We start from the raw sequence: 17,284 nt of genomic DNA, 5'->3' as shown, positions 1-17,284 counted from the left end.
TAATGGATTACTTTGATGGTCTGATCCTTTTCATCCCTTGCAGGCTGCTTACTTTAAAAAGCATGGATAATGCGAGATATAATCCGAATACCAGCAGCGTGATGATCACCAATTCCATGATGATGGGCAACGATAGGGTAAGCGGATGGATCCAGAGAGCGATTCCGTAAAGGATGGCTCCGATGATGGTAAGCTTGCCGCTTTCCTGAAAAACATCCCTGAAAGCGGCCTTGTCCGTTTTTCCTGTCTTCAGCCATAGGTAGCCGAAAAGGTAGAGAGATTGCAGGAGCATGGAAATCCCCGATGCTAAAGCAATGCCACCGACGCCGAGATAACGTGATAGAACCCAGCTGAGCAGCACGTTAAGCAAAACGGCAATCAGGCAGGAATACATGGCCACTTTCGTTTTCTTCAAGGCGTAAAAGGCGTTCATCAAATAATCCCTCAGTGCAAAGAACGGGAGGCAAGCTGAATAAAAGAGGAATGCCCTATAAGTCATGTCAGTTGCTGAAGCATCGAAAGCCCCGCGTTGGAAAGCCAGAGTGATTAGGCTGTTTCCGCTGATTAACATGACGACCATGAACGGAATCGCTAGAAATAACAGCGATTTCAACCCTTTTAAGGTCAAATTAAGGAAAGATTGATAGCTTATAAGCGCGCGCTCGACGATTGAAGGGTACAATACGGTAATCAGCGGCGTAAGGACAATGCTCAATGGCAGCCACAGCAGGCGATTCGCATAATTAAGGGCCGATACGCTCCCAGTTTCGAGCGAAGTCGCAATGATCCGATCGACGACACTATTCAACTGGATCGCCAAGGCGGCGATAATGATTGGGTAAAAGGTGAACAGTGTTTGTGCGATCTGCCTTTTATGAGGCAGGAAAGAGACGATGGGCCGGATTCCGTATTTCTTCAATGATGGGTATTGAATAAGGAACTGGCTTGCTGCACCGAACACAAACCCCCAAGCCAGTCCTTCAATCCCAAAGGGAGCAGCGAATAATACGGTGGCTGCTATAATGACCGTGTTTTGTGCAGTTGAAGTGAGTGCCGGCAGAATAAAGCGCTTATTCGCATTCAGGACCCCCGTCGCCATGTATGAAAGCGTGAAAAATAGTAAACTTGGCAGCATGATCCGGGTCAGTGATTCCGTCAGGGCAAGCTCTGAATCGGAGAAACCCGGGGCTGTCATCATGACGAGCGGCTTTATGAAAATCATGCAGGCAATGGTCAGGACTCCGGCAACCAGCATGAAGAAAGAACCTAAAACACTGATGAATTCGTCCGCCTTTTTTGGGTTATCCGCTTTCTTTTCCAAATAAATAGGAATAACGCCGGCCTGAAGACCGCTGCCGAGAGCCGTAAAAAGAATGGTTGGTATGAGGCTTGCCACGAAAAAAACATCCGCCATGGATGATGCCCCGAAATAGGCGGCTATGATCGACTCCCGCCCGAATCCGAGGACTTTTCCAATGGCTGCAATAATGGTGACGAGCCCGACCGATTTAATGACATTTGAAAGAGTAGGCATATTTTCAATCCTTTAAAATGATGTCCTTCTGTAAACAGAATCCCAAACAACTATAAAATATCAGCGTAAACGTTTTATCTTCGAGAATATTGTAGAAAAGTCCTGCTAGTAATGCGGCTAACATCAGGCAGATGTTGAACGCCGCGAATGTGCCTTTTCCCGATTTCAGGATTTGCCGGCAGGTGAAAAAGATGAATGCAAGAACTGCAAGGAAGCCCAGCACACCAGTTTGGACCAGAATCTGGATATATTGATTATCGGTATACATCCTTTCACCAATTTGGTACTCCTGATAGATTGGTGAGGAGAAGGAAAGTGTGGCAGAATCTCCGAAGGTTGCTAGCCCGGTGCCGATTATCGGGTGATCTTTGAAAATTTCAATTCCCTTGATTAGGACATATAACCGGCCCCATTCCGTACTTTGGTGCAGGGTCTTATCAGAGAACATTTCTGAAAATCGATTGGAGAGGGCATGTTCGTGTTCGGAAGAGGGGGTGCTGCCAATCACCACGTTTTCCATGGGAATTGATGCGGATACCTCCACTTTGCTTGATGCAAATAAAACTGGGTAATAAATAAGAAGCAGGCCGAGACAAAATGCTCCTACAGCATATTTGAGAAATGGTTTATTTCTAGTCCAAATTATAAAGACAAGCGCAGCGAACCCGAATGCGATCATCGTGCCCCGCGAATAGGTAAGCAGTAACGTTCCGGAAATCAGGATGGCTGCCAGGAAGACGATCCATTTATATTTTTTCAGCGACTGAAACAGAAAGAAACCAAGGAATAACTGGATGCTTAAGAATAAGGCAAATACATTAGGATTGGCTGGTGCTCCATAAATCCTCATCCGGTTTGCTGGGGAAAGATTCCACAATTCCCATGCGCGGGGAAGCAGGATGGTACGTGAAAAGATTTTCTCCACTATGCCATGCAGGCAAAGTAAGATAGTAAATATTAGGATTACCTTCAAAAAGCGAAAGATATCCTTTCTTTCTAGATTTAATTCACCGATAATGTAAAGAAGCAAGAATGTAATAAGCAATGCACGGAGTTCAAACAAGATGGGGAGGATTCCCACCCCGTTTATGAGTGCAGCACCGGCACCAATTAAACAAAACAACCAAAATGGCGCAGTGAAATGATATTTCGAAAATGGCCATTCGTTCTTTTTGAATTTTTCAATAAGCAAAGAAATGAATAAGGTGAGGATGATCAGGTCACCTGTATAAGTCAAGCCGCTATTCAGTTCCATCAATAGGGGACGGGCAGGGAAATAAATGAATAGAATTAATAACAGGTTTTTTTTATTTATACCGATAAAAACGAGCATCAACGCCGTTGCCATATAACCGGCGATAGGGTGAGGTACTGCCGATGGGATGAGCAGGCACAGAAATAGAATGGGTAACGATTGTTTTTCTATAAACTTCAATTGATTAACCACCTTTGAATCAAAAATCATGTTCTATGATGTGTATGAAAAAATTTCTTGAATAATACCCCACCCTTTAGATGTATAGTACATATGAAAGGCTGAAGTGAAATGACAGAGAAGTTTGTTGAGATACTAACCATACCATTCATTGATAGCAATATGGATGAGTTCATGAATAGAATGATTTATCCGAGATTGATGAATCAGGAAAAAACGTTTGTCGTTACGGCAAATCCCGAAATAGTCGAGTATGCAAATGAACATAAGGACTATAAAGACATCATTATATCGGCTGATTACATCACTCCGGATGGCGTTGGTATTATTATGGCCTCTAAATGGCTAAATCAACCTTTACAAGAGCGGATTACAGGATTCGACTTGATGAATGAATTATTTCGGGTCGCTGATGAAAAAGCGTTGAAGGTATATCTGCTTGGAGCGGAGGAAAACGTGATTGAAGCAGCGGCCCTGAAAGTAAAAGAATTATACCCGGGTCTCGAGTTGGTGGGATACAACCATGGTTACATTGATATCAAGGATGATGCCCTGCCGAAGTCGATAGCGGAACTTGAACCTGACATCATCTTGACTGCATTAGGGTTCCCTAGGCAGGAGAAATGGGTATCCAGACACTATGCGTTATTCAATAAAGGGTTATTCATGGGAGTAGGGGGAAGCTTTGATGTACTTGCGGGAAAGGTGAACCGCGCCCCGGTTTTCTGGCAAAAAATGCGTCTTGAATGGTTGTACCGACTGATCCAGCAACCTTCACGGTGGAAACGGATGCTTGCGCTGCCAAGATTCGTATTAAAGGTTAGGCGGTTAAGGAAAACGGTGCAGCGTTCCTGAACATAAGGAGTGGACTGGATGAGAATCTTGCACTTAAACGCTGGGAATGAAACCGGCGGCGGTATGTTTCATATTATGTCCTTACTGAACCAATTGAATAAAGAGGAGTGTTTGCTTGGTGTATTTGAAAAGGGTGAACTATACCGGCGGGCCATGTCCTCTGGGATACAAACTGAACTTTTCAGGCAACATTCCAAATATGACCTTTCAATTTTGAAACCTTTAAGGGACTTTATCCGTCTAAATAATATAGACATCATCCATACACATGGTCCGCGGGCCAATATATATGGTGCTTTTATAAGGCGCCTCATTAAATGCCCATGGCTCCTTACTGTTCACAGTTCGCCTCATCATGATTTTTTAGGGCAGGGTGTAAAAGGAAAATTGTTTACGGGCCTTCATGTAAGGTCATTTCAATATGCCGATCATATACTGGCAGTTTCCGACCGCTTTAAGCAGGACTTGATTGACCAAGGAATCCATTCGTCCAAAATAACAAAGATCCTAAACGGAATTGACTTTGAAAAGGAATTGCCTTTCCCATTTCAAAGAGAAGATTTTGGGTTTAGGAAAGACGATTTCATCGTCATCATGCCTGCAAGGCTTGAGCCGGTGAAAGGTCATGAATTTGCTTTAGAAGCATTAAGTGAAGTTGTATCAGAGTTCCCCCATGTAAAGCTGTTGCTTGCAGGGGACGGGAGCAGGAGATCCGCTTTGGAAGAGATGGTCTCGGAAAAGGGATTATCCGATCACGTGCACTTTTTAGGGTATCGTGAAGATTTAGATCGAATCTACCCGTTGGGGGATATCACATTATTGACTTCCTTAAGCGAAAGTTTTCCACTGGTTTTACTTGAAGGAGCAAGATCCGGTCTTCCGGCAATCACAAGTAATGTCGGCGGTGTAAAGGAATTGATTCCCGATCGGGGCAAGGGCTGGATTACGGATATCGGCAATGTCGAACAGCTGAAATTGGCCATCTGCAATGCTTTGGAATTAAAAAAATCCGGGAACCTGACAAAGATAGGGGCGGATTTACAAAAATTTGCAAAAAACAACTTTTCTATAGAGATTTTAGCCAATAACGTATATAATGTTTATTTGAGGATGAAAAATTAAAATAAGCATTTATATATAGGTTTTCTTATAGATCGTTACGGGTATTAGATTTTTAGTTGAATTGAGGTGGTTTTTGATGTCGTTCCTGATGTTAATAGGGGCCTTGTTGGTATCCTTTTTATTATCCATTTTTTTGACTCCTTTTGTCGGAAAGCTGGCCTTTAAATTAGGAGCTACCGATAAACCGAATGAGCGAAAAGTGCATAGTAAAGTTATGCCGCGCATGGGCGGTTTAGCTATATTTTTGAGTTTTTTCATTACTTTCTTGCTTTTCATGAATGATTTTTGGGAGCAGTTGCCCCTTCTGGTGGGAGCCCTTGTCATCATTTTGATTGGGATGGCAGATGATATTTTTGAATTAAGAGCTGCACCCAAATTCCTGGGCCAGGTTTTGGCTGCCCTCATTATCGTATTATGGGGCGGTCTTGAAGTGGAATTCATCAACTTGCCGTTCTTTACCGATACACTTGAGTTTGGTGTTTTCAGTATACCGATCACCATTTTGTGGATTGTCAGCATCATTAATGCAATCAACCTAATAGATGGACTTGATGGTCTTGCAGGCGGTGTCTCGACGATCGCATTAGTGACAATCGCAACTATGGCCCTTATTAAAGGGGATCTATTTGTTGCCATGGTCGCATTGATCGTGATTGGAAGCACCCTTGGTTTCTTGAAATATAACTTCCATCCGGCAAAGATTTTCATGGGGGATACAGGTGCCTTATTCTTAGGTTACATCATTGCCGTTCTTTCCCTTCTAGGGTTTAAAAACGTAACGATGATTTCCTTGATCGTACCGATCATCATTTTGGGTGTTCCCATTTCGGATACATTTTTCGCGATTATCCGCAGGGTCGTCAATAAACAGCCGATCTCGGCTGCTGATAAATCACATTTACATCACTGTTTGATAAACTTGGGATTCACCCATAAGCAAACTGTCTTGCTCATTTATGCTTTAGCTGCTTGCTTTGGTTTAGCGGCCATAATCTTTTCATTTGCCACGATGTGGGGGGCTTTGATCCTTGTAACGGGACTTCTGCTGATCATAGAGATTTTCGTGGAGAAAATTGGCTTGGTCAATTCAAACTACCAGCCGTTGCTCAAGATGCTCAACTTTAAAAACAAGCCATGATCTTTTAGGAATAGATTACTAGATTCGCTAGTTTGGAAAGCCACCAATCGTTTGAAGTAACGGTTGGTGGCTTTTTTTGTAATGCGTGCTTGATCTTATTAGGGCCATTCTTGCGGCAGTAGGTGGTTGCAAATAAGACATGGTATGGAATGCATTAAAAACCCCCCCACTCATGACGAGTGGGGGGTTCGCTTTATTCTTGTATTTGTGATTGAACTGCTTCAGTTTGATTGCCTTCAGCTGGTCCCAGGTTCAAGTGGGATTGAAGCAACAGCTTAGTGTTCGCTAATGATGTATCGTTCAGTTGATAATAATAGGTTCCGTTAATGGTAGAATCCTGTCCTTCAAGTTTGATGGTTTCAAGATTGATGCCTTTATCGGTAGTCACATATTTTATGAAACCTCTCATTTGCGAGAATTTAAGGTTCGTTGTCATATTGTCACCGACAGCTTCCATTACGTCTGTATATTTCGTTAGTGATCCAGCAGAGGTTGCTTTGGCAATGATGGCTTTCAGGACTTCCTGCTGACGCTCGCCGCGTTGGATATCACTGTCTTTTTTACGTGTCCGTGCAAATGCTAATGCTTCTTCACCATCAACGGTCTGTAATCCTTCTTCGAGGTGGATGGCATTCTTTTTGTCATGTGAATCGATTTCATTTATTTCATAAGGGACGTCGACTTCGATGCCATCCAATGAATCTACGACATCGATGAAAGCATTGAAGTTCATGCGAACATAATAATCGACAGGGACATCGAGTAACTCCTCTACGGTGTCCATCGTCGCTTTCGGACCGCCGGCTGCATGGGCCGCGTTGATTTTCGTGGTTACGCCTTTAGCAGGCACGTAAACATATGAATCACGCGGAATGCTTAATAGCTTTATAGATTTTTGATCTTTATTGAATGTGGCCAGCATTAAAGCATCCGACCGGGAGTTTCCTTTTAAGTCACGGTCCTTGCTATCATCGATTCCTATGAAAAGGATCGAGAAATTATCTTCGAGCGGGTCGATCGCTGCATCCCGCTTTGCTGAAGCTTCCACAGGGTCATAGGAATCATTGAATACATTCTGGGCTTTCATATACAGGGTTGCAGCATACGTAGAAGCCCCCAGACCAAGTACCAGAAGGGGAACAAGCAATAACCAAAGCCTCTTTCGCCTTTTTTTCTTTGTTTTTTTAATTTTATAAACACGCCTAGTAGTAGACATCTTTTTCTTCTCCTTTTAAATAACGAACATCAGACATATATCGCTATTTTTCGAATCCTGCAGTTTATATTTCGTCATATATTACACCTAATTTTACAATGATTTAATAATTTCGTAAAATAAATATTTCTTTTCAATTATATTACAGCAAAAAAAAGGGAAAATATGCAGGAGTATATCAGGAGAATTCCTCTTCCAAATAAAGCATTTCTTCCTCGGTGATATGGCCCTGACCATTTGTCAGCTCTGTAATCCAAGCGATATATGTCTCTTTTTGTGTTTCCTCAACATATACAAGGATATTGACCTGATCAAGGTATTGAATTTCCTTTATTTGATAAATGGAAGAGCGCAATTCGTTTTCCAATTTTCCAAGCCAGGTATAGTCGACGGTTGTCGAAATGACCCGCATCAGTTTCCTAATGACGACACCAGTGGCATTTATCCCTTCTGAAGTCGCTTTGCTGTAAGCGCGAATGAGACCGCCAGCACCAAGTTTGATGCCGCCAAAATACCGAGTGACCACAACAGCTGTGTCTTTCAGTTCTTTCTTCTTAAGCACTTCTAGGATAGGGACGCCTGCCGTTCCGCTAGGTTCCCCATCGTCGAGGGCTTTTTGGATTTGATTTTGTTCCCCAATCATATAAGCTGAACAATTATGTGTAGCATCTTTGTGCTTTTTCTTGATTTCCTGGATAAAAGCTTGTGCGGCATCTTCGGTTTCGACCCGGGCGATGTGGGAAATGAAACGGGATTTTTCAATGACGATTTCATGTTCGCCGCGACCAGCCACCGTTAAATATTGAGTGAGCATATTATTCCACCTTCGTGCTTCCTATTAGTTGATTTATTATAAGGCTTTGCGGAAAAAGTGGCAATCACGATTCATTTACATACTGCATGTGTAAAGAAACTTTAATATAAGATAAAGCTGTACGTGTTATAATTAATTTCATTGCCTGTTATGGTTATTAGCTGGTCATATATGCTTAAAAGAATAACATTATAGGAAAAACATGAGTTCTGTGCCATTATCCTGGCTTTACCTTAACATGTCCTCTCATTTCAAGGATTTTGCCATTTAATAAATGCATCTGTTTCATATGATAATCAATGGAGCGGAATATCCCATTTGATTGAAAAGGATATTTTGTATTAGGATAATTGATATGGCTTTCTGCCTTTAATAGGCAGACTTAATGGCCGGATTATGAGATGTATAGTAAGTACATTTTATGGAAATCAAAAAGGGAATTAACGTATTTTTAAACTTTTTTTGGTACAATATGTTCATGAAGGTTACTTCATACAAATGTTTCCTGAAATTTAACCATTCATGAAAAAGGGAAAGAACTTTTTCCATATACATAGTCTTTAAGACAATAAATTGTTTAAGTCTTTTGATTTAAGTGGAGGGATCTTAATGTCCATAAAAAAGGTTGATGCTAAAGCATTGGACAAGATCTTAGAAACAATGGTGAGCACTGTTAGTGAAAGTAAGGATGAAGTCTTTGATATCGGCGAACAATGCCGAAAGGACTTCGAGACATTATCAAAAGAGCTTGATGATGTGAAAATCAGGGTTGCCATTGTGATAACCGACAGCGATGCACTGGATTCAAAAGCCAGGTTTGCTCGAAAAAGGCTTTCAGAAGTCAGTATGCACTTCAACCATTTTTCTGAAGAACAAGTGCGCGATGCTTATGAAAGGGCACATAAGCTGCAAGTTGATTTACAAATTAACCGGCAATTGGAGAAAGAGCTCCGTAATCGCCGGGATGAACTTGAGTTAAGGTTAAGGGGTTTGCAGCAGACGATCGATAAAGCGGTGCATCTCGTCTCGCAAATATCGGTGGTGCAGAATTATTTGACACAAGATCTTAAATTTGTGGGGGAAGCCCTTCAAGAAGCGAAACGCAAGCAGGACTTCGGACTGAAAATAATCGAAGCCCAGGAGCAGGAACGTAAAAAGCTCTCACGTGAAATCCATGACGGTCCGGCGCAAATGCTGGCAAACGTCATGATGCGCTCAGACCTGATAGAACGAGTGCAGCGGGAGAGAGGTCCCGATGAAGCGTTAGTGGAAATCCGCAGTTTAAAGGTCATGGTAAGGAATGCTTTATATGAAGTGCGAAGAATCATCTATGACCTTCGGCCTATGGCGCTTGATGATTTAGGACTTGTTCCTACCCTCAGAAAGTACCTGCAAACGACCGAAGACTATAATAATGGCGTGAATCTGAATTTCGTCAACCTTGGGCAGGTCAAAAGGCTCCCTTCCGATATGGAGGTCGCATTATTCAGGCTGGTTCAAGAGGCTGTACAAAATTCATTGAAGCACGCGGACCCAAAACAGATTCAAGTTAAACTGTCCATTTCCAAGGAGATGGTGACCGTCGTCGTCAAAGATGATGGAAAGGGGTTTGACTCTTCGATTCAAAAAGAAGGCTCATTTGGCTTGGTTGGAATGAGAGAAAGAGTCGAGCTGCTGGAAGGTGAAATGACTATCGATTCACAACCGGGAGCAGGCACTTTGGTATTTATCCAAATTCCCTACCATTTAAATAATAGAGAATAGACATATTAAATAGAAACTAGGAGGAAGAAGCCGTTGAAGACTAGTATCGTCATAATCGATGACCATCAGCTTTTCCGTGAAGGCGTAAAGCGCATATTAGATTTTGAATCATCCTTTGATGTTGTTGCCGAGGGTGATGACGGAAGCGAAGCTATGGATCTTGTTGAAACACATAAACCTGATGTTGTTATCATGGATATCAACATGCCGAACATGAATGGGGTCGAAGCTACAAAAATGCTCGTGAGCCGTTACCCTGAAACAAAAGTCATCATCCTTTCCATTCATGATGATGAAAACTACGTGCAGCACGCATTGAAAACAGGAGCACAAGGTTATCTGTTGAAAGAGATGGACGCAGACGCGTTGATCGATGCTGTGCGTGTAGTCGCTGAAGGCGGCTCATACCTTCATCCGAAGGTCACCCATAACTTAGTTAAAGAATATCGCCGTTTAGCAGCTGAAGAGGGTGCTGATCGTGATTCCGTACATACGATAGAAATCAGGAGGCCGCTTCACCTATTGACTCGACGTGAATGTGAAGTGCTTCAGCTTTTAGCTGACGGGAAAAGCAACCGGGCCATCGGCGAAACTCTATATATCAGTGAAAAAACAGTCAAGAACCATGTGAGTAACATTCTTCAGAAGATGAATGTGAATGACCGTACACAAGCGGTTGTCCTAGCTATTAAAAACGGCTGGGTAGAAGTGAAGTAATCAAAGCGTTCGATAAGTCCGGCCCTTCAGATTCCGCAATGCGTGCTGAAGGGCTGGATTTTTTTGTTTGATGTGATCATATTCAAATTTTTGGTAATTAAAAAAGCTATTTAATGCAAATAAAGGCATTTTCAGATAGAATGTTGAATATGGTACGAAGTAAATTTTTATAAGGATGGTACTGATATGAAAACCGCAGTCGTAACAGATAGCACTGCATATATACCAAAGGAAATGCGTGATCGTTTACATATACATATGATGCCGCTTAATGTCATTTTTTCCAATGAAGCTTACCGGGAGGAAATTGATATTACTGCGGATGAGTTTTATGAGGAAGTAAAGAGGCAGGAGAAATTGCCGACCACTTCACAGCCTCCAATCGGAAAGTTTGTCGAGAAGTTCGAGGAACTGCAAAAAGAATATGATGATGTTATTTCCATTCATTTATCGAGCGGCATCAGCGGCACGTATCAAGGAGCGGCATCTGCAGGTGAAATGGTCGAGGGAATCAGGGTTCATGCGTTTGATTCGGAAATCAGCTGCATGGTACAGGGGTTTTACGTGATCGAGGCGGCAAAGATGGCACTTGATGGCAAAGGTGCAGAAGAAATCATGGCCAGGCTTGAAGAAATGAAACCATCGGTCAAGGCATACTTCATGGCAGATGACCTATCCCATCTCCAGCGCGGCGGCCGCTTAAGCAGTGCCCAAGCTTTGATCGGCAGTCTGCTTCAAGTGAAGCCGGTGCTCCATTTTGTTGATAAAGTCATCGTCCCATTCGAAAAAATCCGTACAAGGAAAAAAGCGATGAAACGGATTGCCGATTTACTTGGAGAAGAGGCGGCGAGCGGCGAGAAGTATAAGGCCGTCATCATTCATGCAAAACGGGAAAGTGAAGCCAAAGACTGGAAAGCGGAACTTGAAGCACGGTTCCCGAATGTCGAATTCGACATCAGCTACTTCGGCCCAGTAATCGGAACGCATCTGGGCGAAGGCTCGATGGGGATGGGCTGGTATAAAATTTAAGCTTTGACGCCTTTACTAAGTGAAAGGCGTTTTTTTATGAACAAAAAGGAATCCGGGAGTTAAAAGCGAATGATAAGGGGGAGTGTAATTTATCAAGAAATGGAGGTTGCAGTTTGAAAAAAACGAGCATTTCCCCGCCTTATTCCCCTGAACTTCAGAACCATCTCACCGGAAAACATCTTTTGGCCTTCGAAATCCCCTTCTCCCAAGAAATCCTCACAGAGCACCTCAAGAATGGGTATGTCTCGGAAACTTGCGGCGTGCAATCCGGGAACGGCAGTTATCACTGTGTACGCTGCGGTAACAAAGATCAAACCTTGTTTTATACTTTCCCTTGCAAGATTTGCAATCAAGATTGCACTTACTGCCGCTCATGCATCATGATGGGACGGGTAAGTGAATGTGCAAAGCTTTATAGGTGGACCGGTCCCGGCATTCAATATACGATTCCTGACAATGTGATGAGGTGGATGGGCACTTTATCGGCAGGTCAACAGAATGCGTCCGACTGTGTCGTTGAAGCCGTAAACGGAAAAGATGAATTCCTAGTATGGGCTGTATGCGGGGCAGGGAAGACGGAGGTGTTATTTCCAGCGATTGAGGCAGCCTTGCTTGCCGGGAAACGGATTTGTTTGGCAACACCGCGTACCGATGTCGTTCTCGAACTCTCCCCAAGGTTAAAAAAAGCTTTTCCTGCCATTGAAGTCACTACCCTCCATGCCGGCAGTGAAGATCGACATGGTTTTTCGCCACTGACCGTTTCCACGACCCATCAGCTTTTCCGTTTTATTGAAGCTTTCGATGTCATCATCGTTGATGAAGTCGATGCGTTTCCCTACTCAATGGATGATTCGCTGCATTATGCGGTTAATAAGTCGAAAAAGGTATCCGCGGCAACCATCTACTTGACCGCCACACCTTCGAAGAGCATGCGGCGGCTATACCGAAGCGGCAAATTGAAAGCCTTCATAATCCCGGCCCGTTATCATCGCCAGCCAATCCCCGTTCCTGAAATGAAGTGGAGCGGCAATTGGCAAAAACTATTCCTTCAACAAAAGATTCCAACGAAAATCAACGCATGGGTAAGTGAGCGCCTTAACCAGAATATCCCCTTCCTATTGTTTTTTCCAAGCATCAGAGTGATGGAGCAAGTCCTTCCGCTGTTTCAAAGGCTGTCCCCTGAATTATCGATTGTCCACTCCCGGCACCCTGATCGAAAGGAAAAAGTAATGGCCTTAAGGAATGGACTCGTTCCGGGATTACTGACCACGACCATCCTGGAACGGGGCGTGACAATCGAGCGGTTGGAAGTAGCCGTGATCGGTGCTGAACATGAAGTGTTTTCTGAAAGTGCTCTCGTTCAGATTGCCGGCAGGGTAGGGAGAAGCTTTGCGAATCCTTCCGGGACGGTCACCTTTTTTCATTACGGTAAAAGTGAAGCGATGGCCGAGGCGGTCCGCCATATACAGATGATGAATAAAAATGCCATGAAAAGGGGGCTGCTGGATGAATAGATGTCTAGTTTGTGATGAAGGAATGCAGCAAGCTTTGACATGGGGGAGCCTGCTTAAGCAGGCCGAGGCAAGGGCAATCTGTGAAGGATGTGAGGGGAAACTTAATAGGATAACCGGAGATACATGTACAATGTGCTCAAGGGAGCTGGGAGGGGACAATATGACCGGTGACCTCTGTCCCGATTGTTCAAGATGGGAAAGGAATGGGGAATGGGGAGGCTATTTGTCGAAGAACATAGCGCTATTTCATTATAATGAATACTTAAAAGATCTGATTGCTAAATATAAGTACCGGGGTGATTATGCGTTGGCTGAGATTTTCGTCCCTTTTTTGAAAGAAAGGTTAAAGGAGGTGGAGTTTGACCTGGTAACCGCCATCCCGCTTAGCGATGAACGGCTTAAGGAGCGGGGGTTCAACCAGGGAAAGGCTTTGGCAGATCTAGTTGGACTTCATACGGTTGAGACCTTGACAAGAATCCATACCGAAAAACAATCAAAAAAATCTCGTAAAGAGAGAATGTCATTACCGCAGGTTTTTCAGGTCATGCAATCTGATATGCTGGAGCATAAATCCATTTTGATCATCGATGACATTTACACAACTGGCACAACTCTCAGGCATGCAGCAAAGGCATTGATAACGGCTGGGGCCAAAGAAGTATCATCGATCACCCTGGCTAGGTGAAAAAGCTTATTTTAATAAAACTTCCTAAAGTATCGCCGGGATTATTCGATATATACAGTACTGAAGAATAATCGCCGTGATGGTGAAGGAGGGGCCTCGATGGATGTATTCAACTGTCCAAACTGTAATTCGTTATTCGTTATGACGAAATTCCGTGATGTGTGCGATGCCTGTTATAAAGAAGAAGAAGCCCAATATGATAAAGTGTATGCATATATTCGCAAGAAAACAAATAGAACGGCGTCCATGATGCAGGTGGTTATGGAAACCGGCGTTGAAGAAAGGTTAATTATTAAATTTGTGAGAACCGGAAAGCTGAGAATTTCACAGTTTCCCAATCTCGGAATTCCTTGTGAAAAGTGCGGCGCCAACATCAAGAGCGGAAGGTTATGCGGCAAATGCACCAATTCGCTCGTTACGGATTTGCAGGCATTTGAAAATGAAGAAAAGCGCCTGACTGAAATTCAAGGAAATGATAAAAAAAATACGTACTACATGAAAGATTAGCAAAAAGGGTAATTCATTCATGGAAACATAATGCCGTTTTTGTTAGAATATTCGATATTGAGAACAATAATCGACAATGGGTGTCGAAGGAAAGATTACAGCAAACAATTAAAGAAATCAGTTCGTTGTCGATAAAAAAGATAGGGAGAATAACACAGTCCAGAGCCATTTTCATGTGTTAAGGAATCGAAACATAATGGGATTTATAAAATCGACCGAAGGAGAGGATCTGGAATATGAAAATCAATAACGTCGGTATGACAGGTGTTAACCCTTATAATCTTCAAGCCAATAAAACGGGGAATATCAAGGAATCCAAGGTCAAATCCTCGGATAAAGTTGAAATTTCTTCAGCGGCAAAAGAAATGCAGCAAGAATCGAAGATGATTGCTGCAAGACAAGCAAAAGTGGATGAACTGAAAATCCAGATTGAAAAAGGAAATTATAAATTGAATGCACAGGCCACGGCTAAGGGTCTCATCGATTTTTACCGAAAATGAATTTTCCATGGACGGAGCTAGTTTCCGTCCTTCATTTATGAGCGGAGGAGCCAGCGGGATATCCAGGAAATGAATAAGAAGAAAAAGTCCTCCAATAAATACACGAATCCGTATGAAAGTCTATCAGTGGATGGCGTGTTCTATGATAAAAGAAATTGATTTCCTTCCCTTTTGGAGTCCAAACGGTTTCCATGTTAAATATTTTTAAATTTTCTGTAAATAAAATAGGCTTAATTTTTTCTTTCTAGCATAGCATTTGATATAATGAAGCTAGGGCAGACATCAACCCTTTCCAAACCTTCCGACAGTTGTTTCATTATTTCGACATATTTCATGATGTGTTTCTAAAAGGAACCGGAGGGGTATTGTAGAATCTAACTGTATAGTCTTAATTTAAGGAGGACTCACTTTATGAATTACAACGTACGCGGTGAAAACATTGAGGTAACTCCAGCAATTCGAGAATACGTCGAAAAGAAAATTGGCAAGTTAGAACGATATTTTAACAATACACCAGATGCAAATGTGTTAGTCAATTTAAAAGTGAACAATAATACATCTAAGGTCGAAGTGACGATTCCCATGCAGAATTTGGTTCTTCGCGCTGAAGAGGAAAATGCGGATATGTATGCTGCCATTGATTTGATCAATGATAAGCTTGAACGCCAAATTCGTAAACATAAAACGAAGGTCAATCGCAAGTTCCGAAACAATCTATCGACTACACCCGATGCATTCGCCTTCAATACGGAAGCTGACGAAGTGGTGGATGAATTCGAAGACGATAATGATATTGAAGTGGTCCGCAATAAACGCTTTGATTTAAAGCCAATGGACAGTGAAGAAGCGATTTTACAAATGAATATGCTTGGTCACAGTTTCTTTGTTTACACGAATGCGGATACTAATACAACAAACGTAGTGTACCGCCGAAAAGATGGACGCTATGGGTTGATTGAACCTAGTTAATTATTATTCTAAGATCAAAAGCACAGCCCAGCCTCTGGGTTGTGCTTTTTTGCATGTTGATAGAATCCGTTAGAACGTAAAAATGATTGTTTCTTTTGGTTCTCTAAAAAAACACAAAGATCACTTAAAAGAACAAAATTTGTTCTTCATTGAGATAAATGGTTAACAATTTTACCTATTCAAATCCCCCTATCTTTTGCACTATATTCGAATCGCCAGTTCTTTAAAAGGAACAATAAGTTATTTGTAGAAAACAATTTGATCAAGGTGCAGAGGGGGTTGGATTATTTGTATCGAAAGAATTGCCATACATGCCATAGGGCTTCTTTTAGCAGTGCGGAATATGGAAAGTGGCTTTGCCCGACCTGCGGTGAGGATTTAACTTCGCAAAAAGCCCACGATGCACTTACAATCGAAAGAATCAATACACCCCAAAGAAATTTTAAGAAGAGCAAAACGAAATTGAATTAGTCTATGAAAAATCACCTGAACTTCAAATTTTCTTAATATTGTAATATTTTGTCGGATGAAAGTTTTTGCATTTATGTGGATTACCGACATAAAATAGCAATATATGGAGTGCGTATCCGTTATAATATGATTATAGGTAATGTATTTGGTAATAAATACCACGGCAAAGGCAAACTCCTTGAAAAATGAGGGCGCAAAGGCACAGGTCTAAGGTCCTTTTGACTATGATGGCTGGTCTGCCTGAAATACAAGAGTATTTTAGGAGGTAGAAGAGGTGGCTAATGTGGAACTGGATCAAGAATGGGTGAAATTGATTTCTGAAGCAAGAAGCTTGGGTTTCAAAAAAGAGGAAATCATCGCTTTTTTGAAACGGGAAAGCCCTGAGGCAATTTTTGAGGAGAACGATGGAAAATAGGTTCCGAACAAATTCGAGAACATCCCTATAAACAGTGGTTCGATTCATAGCTGTTTATAGGGTTTATTCTTCCTTGGGATTCTTGTGAGTCTAGCTTATTCACTGTATTCTTCAGGGTTATGTAGGTAAACTAGTGCACTACCACTCTACTCTTCTTTATCTTTTCTCCATTTATTAAATTCGATGAATTCCCTGAATTGTTGTTTTGAGACACCCGAATTCATGGCTTCCTCAACGATTCTCATCCAGTCATTGTCCAAGGTTTCCTTATTTGGTGCATCGTAAAGCAGGGCATCAACAGGGATGTTAAGTACGGAGGAGATTTTTTCAAGAAATTGAATAGAAGGATTCGTTTGTAAGTTCCGCTCGAGCGAACTTAAATAAGACTTTGCAACACCTGCTTTATCGGCAAGTTCAGTCATCGACATTTTCTTTTCTTCTCGCAGTTTTTTTACACGTTCACCAATCATCAATACCACCTCGAAACATGTTCTATTTATTTTCCGCTAATAAGTTTCGGCAGCCCACCTTATCATTCAAAACATGACGCCTGTAAGGTTGGATTACCTTGACATGCTATCTCTAGAGAGGACACAGCA

Annotated in this window: 18 protein-coding genes and 1 riboswitch; of the genes, 13 read left to right on the top strand and 5 right to left on the bottom strand. The window is 42.2% G+C overall.

All coding sequences use genetic code 11. The features are described 5' to 3' along the window. Nucleotides 1-7 precede the first annotated feature (7 nt). Nucleotides 8-1,534 (bottom strand): murein biosynthesis integral membrane protein MurJ, encoded by a 1,527-nt coding sequence (gene murJ, locus AC2YHV_RS11155; RefSeq protein WP_487373203.1) that lies wholly within the window; start codon nt 1,532-1,534, stop codon nt 8-10. Nucleotides 1,535-1,538: 4 nt separating this feature from the next. After that, nucleotides 1,539-2,969 carry an O-antigen ligase family protein gene (locus tag AC2YHV_RS11150; protein WP_230134817.1) on the bottom strand — a complete coding sequence of 477 codons (1,431 nt, stop codon included), beginning with the start codon at nt 2,967-2,969 and terminating at the stop codon, nt 1,539-1,541. 111 nt (nt 2,970-3,080) lie between these two features. On the opposite strand from AC2YHV_RS11150, the gene AC2YHV_RS11145 reads away from it, so the two are divergent. The 3 genes from AC2YHV_RS11145 to AC2YHV_RS11135 all read left to right on the top strand — a co-directional run bounded on the left by AC2YHV_RS11145 (nt 3,081) and on the right by AC2YHV_RS11135 (nt 6,084). Then, on the top strand, nt 3,081-3,824 hold the full coding sequence (locus tag AC2YHV_RS11145) for a WecB/TagA/CpsF family glycosyltransferase (protein WP_057278141.1): 744 nt from the start codon (nt 3,081-3,083) through the stop codon (nt 3,822-3,824). Between the two features lie 18 nt (nt 3,825-3,842). Beyond that, nucleotides 3,843-4,946 (top strand): glycosyltransferase family 4 protein, encoded by a 1,104-nt coding sequence (locus tag AC2YHV_RS11140; protein ID WP_487373202.1) that lies wholly within the window; start codon nt 3,843-3,845, stop codon nt 4,944-4,946. A gap of 88 nt (nt 4,947-5,034) precedes the next feature. Beyond that, on the top strand, nt 5,035-6,084 hold the full coding sequence (locus AC2YHV_RS11135) for a glycosyltransferase family 4 protein (protein WP_413000837.1): 1,050 nt from the start codon (nt 5,035-5,037) through the stop codon (nt 6,082-6,084). 193 nt (nt 6,085-6,277) lie between these two features. Here AC2YHV_RS11135 and AC2YHV_RS11130 read toward each other — a convergent pair whose 3' ends face one another. Next, on the bottom strand, nt 6,278-7,300 hold the full coding sequence (locus AC2YHV_RS11130; RefSeq protein ID WP_268564581.1) for an LCP family protein: 1,023 nt from the start codon (nt 7,298-7,300) through the stop codon (nt 6,278-6,280). A gap of 178 nt (nt 7,301-7,478) precedes the next feature. Then, nucleotides 7,479-8,114, bottom strand: coding sequence for a YigZ family protein (locus AC2YHV_RS11125; RefSeq protein WP_057278137.1), 636 nt, complete (start codon nt 8,112-8,114; stop codon nt 7,479-7,481). Nucleotides 8,115-8,723: 609 nt separating this feature from the next. Between AC2YHV_RS11125 and AC2YHV_RS11120 the strand changes: the two genes are divergently transcribed. The 10 genes from AC2YHV_RS11120 (at nt 8,724) to sinI (ending at nt 16,685) form a co-directional block, all read left to right on the top strand. Continuing rightward, nucleotides 8,724-9,878, top strand: a complete 1,155-nt coding sequence (locus AC2YHV_RS11120; RefSeq protein ID WP_034315684.1) for a sensor histidine kinase — start codon at nt 8,724-8,726, stop codon at nt 9,876-9,878. Between the two features lie 33 nt (nt 9,879-9,911). Further along, nucleotides 9,912-10,595, top strand: coding sequence for a response regulator (locus AC2YHV_RS11115; RefSeq protein WP_048687855.1), 684 nt, complete (start codon nt 9,912-9,914; stop codon nt 10,593-10,595). Between the two features lie 186 nt (nt 10,596-10,781). Then, the gene (locus AC2YHV_RS11110) at nt 10,782-11,624 is read left to right on the top strand and encodes a DegV family protein (RefSeq protein WP_057278136.1); all 843 of its coding nucleotides are present in this window, start codon (nt 10,782-10,784) and stop codon (nt 11,622-11,624) included. A 113-nt stretch (nt 11,625-11,737) separates the two neighbouring features. Then, nucleotides 11,738-13,138 carry an ATP-dependent helicase ComFA gene (locus tag AC2YHV_RS11105; RefSeq protein ID WP_400450047.1) on the top strand — a complete coding sequence of 467 codons (1,401 nt, stop codon included), beginning with the start codon at nt 11,738-11,740 and terminating at the stop codon, nt 13,136-13,138. Beyond that, the gene (locus AC2YHV_RS11100) at nt 13,131-13,823 is read left to right on the top strand and encodes a ComFC family protein (protein WP_400450049.1); all 693 of its coding nucleotides are present in this window, start codon (nt 13,131-13,133) and stop codon (nt 13,821-13,823) included. Before AC2YHV_RS11105 ends, AC2YHV_RS11100 begins: the two co-directional genes overlap by 8 nt. Before the next feature lie 99 nt (nt 13,824-13,922). Next, nucleotides 13,923-14,330, top strand: coding sequence for a TIGR03826 family flagellar region protein (locus tag AC2YHV_RS11095; RefSeq protein WP_057278134.1), 408 nt, complete (start codon nt 13,923-13,925; stop codon nt 14,328-14,330). 236 nt (nt 14,331-14,566) lie between these two features. Beyond that, on the top strand, nt 14,567-14,830 hold the full coding sequence (flgM, locus tag AC2YHV_RS11090) for a flagellar biosynthesis anti-sigma factor FlgM (protein ID WP_063574691.1): 264 nt from the start codon (nt 14,567-14,569) through the stop codon (nt 14,828-14,830). 411 nt (nt 14,831-15,241) lie between these two features. Next, the gene (hpf, locus tag AC2YHV_RS11085; RefSeq protein WP_048684017.1) at nt 15,242-15,799 is read left to right on the top strand and encodes a ribosome hibernation-promoting factor, HPF/YfiA family; all 558 of its coding nucleotides are present in this window, start codon (nt 15,242-15,244) and stop codon (nt 15,797-15,799) included. Between the two features lie 288 nt (nt 15,800-16,087). Then, a complete protein-coding gene (locus AC2YHV_RS11080) occupies nt 16,088-16,270 on the top strand; it encodes a hypothetical protein (RefSeq protein WP_152607932.1) in 183 nt (60 codons plus the stop codon). 158 nt (nt 16,271-16,428) lie between these two features. Beyond that, nucleotides 16,429-16,514, top strand: a riboswitch (cyclic di-GMP riboswitch). Between the two features lie 30 nt (nt 16,515-16,544). Next, nucleotides 16,545-16,685, top strand: a complete 141-nt coding sequence (gene sinI, locus AC2YHV_RS11075) for a DNA-binding anti-repressor SinI (protein ID WP_082854487.1) — start codon at nt 16,545-16,547, stop codon at nt 16,683-16,685. 146 nt (nt 16,686-16,831) lie between these two features. Here sinI and AC2YHV_RS11070 read toward each other — a convergent pair whose 3' ends face one another. Beyond that, a complete protein-coding gene (locus AC2YHV_RS11070; RefSeq protein ID WP_057278132.1) occupies nt 16,832-17,155 on the bottom strand; it encodes a helix-turn-helix domain-containing protein in 324 nt (107 codons plus the stop codon). Nucleotides 17,156-17,284 lie beyond the last annotated feature (129 nt).

It is taken from the genome of Peribacillus sp. SRI_006, assembly GCF_057586375.1.
This window is presented reverse-complemented; position numbering and strand designations above follow the sequence as displayed.

Excerpts from the sequence above, each read along its gene's own strand:
- flgM (WP_063574691.1), top strand. The coding sequence starts at position 14,567 with ATGAAAATCAATAACGTCGGTATGACAGGTGTTAACCCTTATAATCTT.
- AC2YHV_RS11070 (WP_057278132.1), bottom strand. The coding sequence starts at position 17,155 with ATGATTGGTGAACGTGTAAAAAAACTGCGAGAAGAAAAGAAAATGTCG.
- AC2YHV_RS11120 (WP_034315684.1), top strand. The coding sequence starts at position 8,724 with ATGTCCATAAAAAAGGTTGATGCTAAAGCATTGGACAAGATCTTAGAA.
- AC2YHV_RS11130 (WP_268564581.1), bottom strand. The coding sequence starts at position 7,300 with ATGTCTACTACTAGGCGTGTTTATAAAATTAAAAAAACAAAGAAAAAA.
- AC2YHV_RS11095 (WP_057278134.1), top strand. The coding sequence starts at position 13,923 with ATGGATGTATTCAACTGTCCAAACTGTAATTCGTTATTCGTTATGACG.
- AC2YHV_RS11110 (WP_057278136.1), top strand. The coding sequence starts at position 10,782 with ATGAAAACCGCAGTCGTAACAGATAGCACTGCATATATACCAAAGGAA.
- hpf (WP_048684017.1), top strand. The coding sequence starts at position 15,242 with ATGAATTACAACGTACGCGGTGAAAACATTGAGGTAACTCCAGCAATT.
- AC2YHV_RS11135 (WP_413000837.1), top strand. The coding sequence starts at position 5,035 with ATGTTAATAGGGGCCTTGTTGGTATCCTTTTTATTATCCATTTTTTTG.
- AC2YHV_RS11125 (WP_057278137.1), bottom strand. The coding sequence starts at position 8,114 with ATGCTCACTCAATATTTAACGGTGGCTGGTCGCGGCGAACATGAAATC.
- AC2YHV_RS11145 (WP_057278141.1), top strand. The coding sequence starts at position 3,081 with ATGACAGAGAAGTTTGTTGAGATACTAACCATACCATTCATTGATAGC.
- murJ (WP_487373203.1), bottom strand. The coding sequence starts at position 1,534 with ATGCCTACTCTTTCAAATGTCATTAAATCGGTCGGGCTCGTCACCATT.
- AC2YHV_RS11140 (WP_487373202.1), top strand. The coding sequence starts at position 3,843 with ATGAGAATCTTGCACTTAAACGCTGGGAATGAAACCGGCGGCGGTATG.
- AC2YHV_RS11100 (WP_400450049.1), top strand. The coding sequence starts at position 13,131 with ATGAATAGATGTCTAGTTTGTGATGAAGGAATGCAGCAAGCTTTGACA.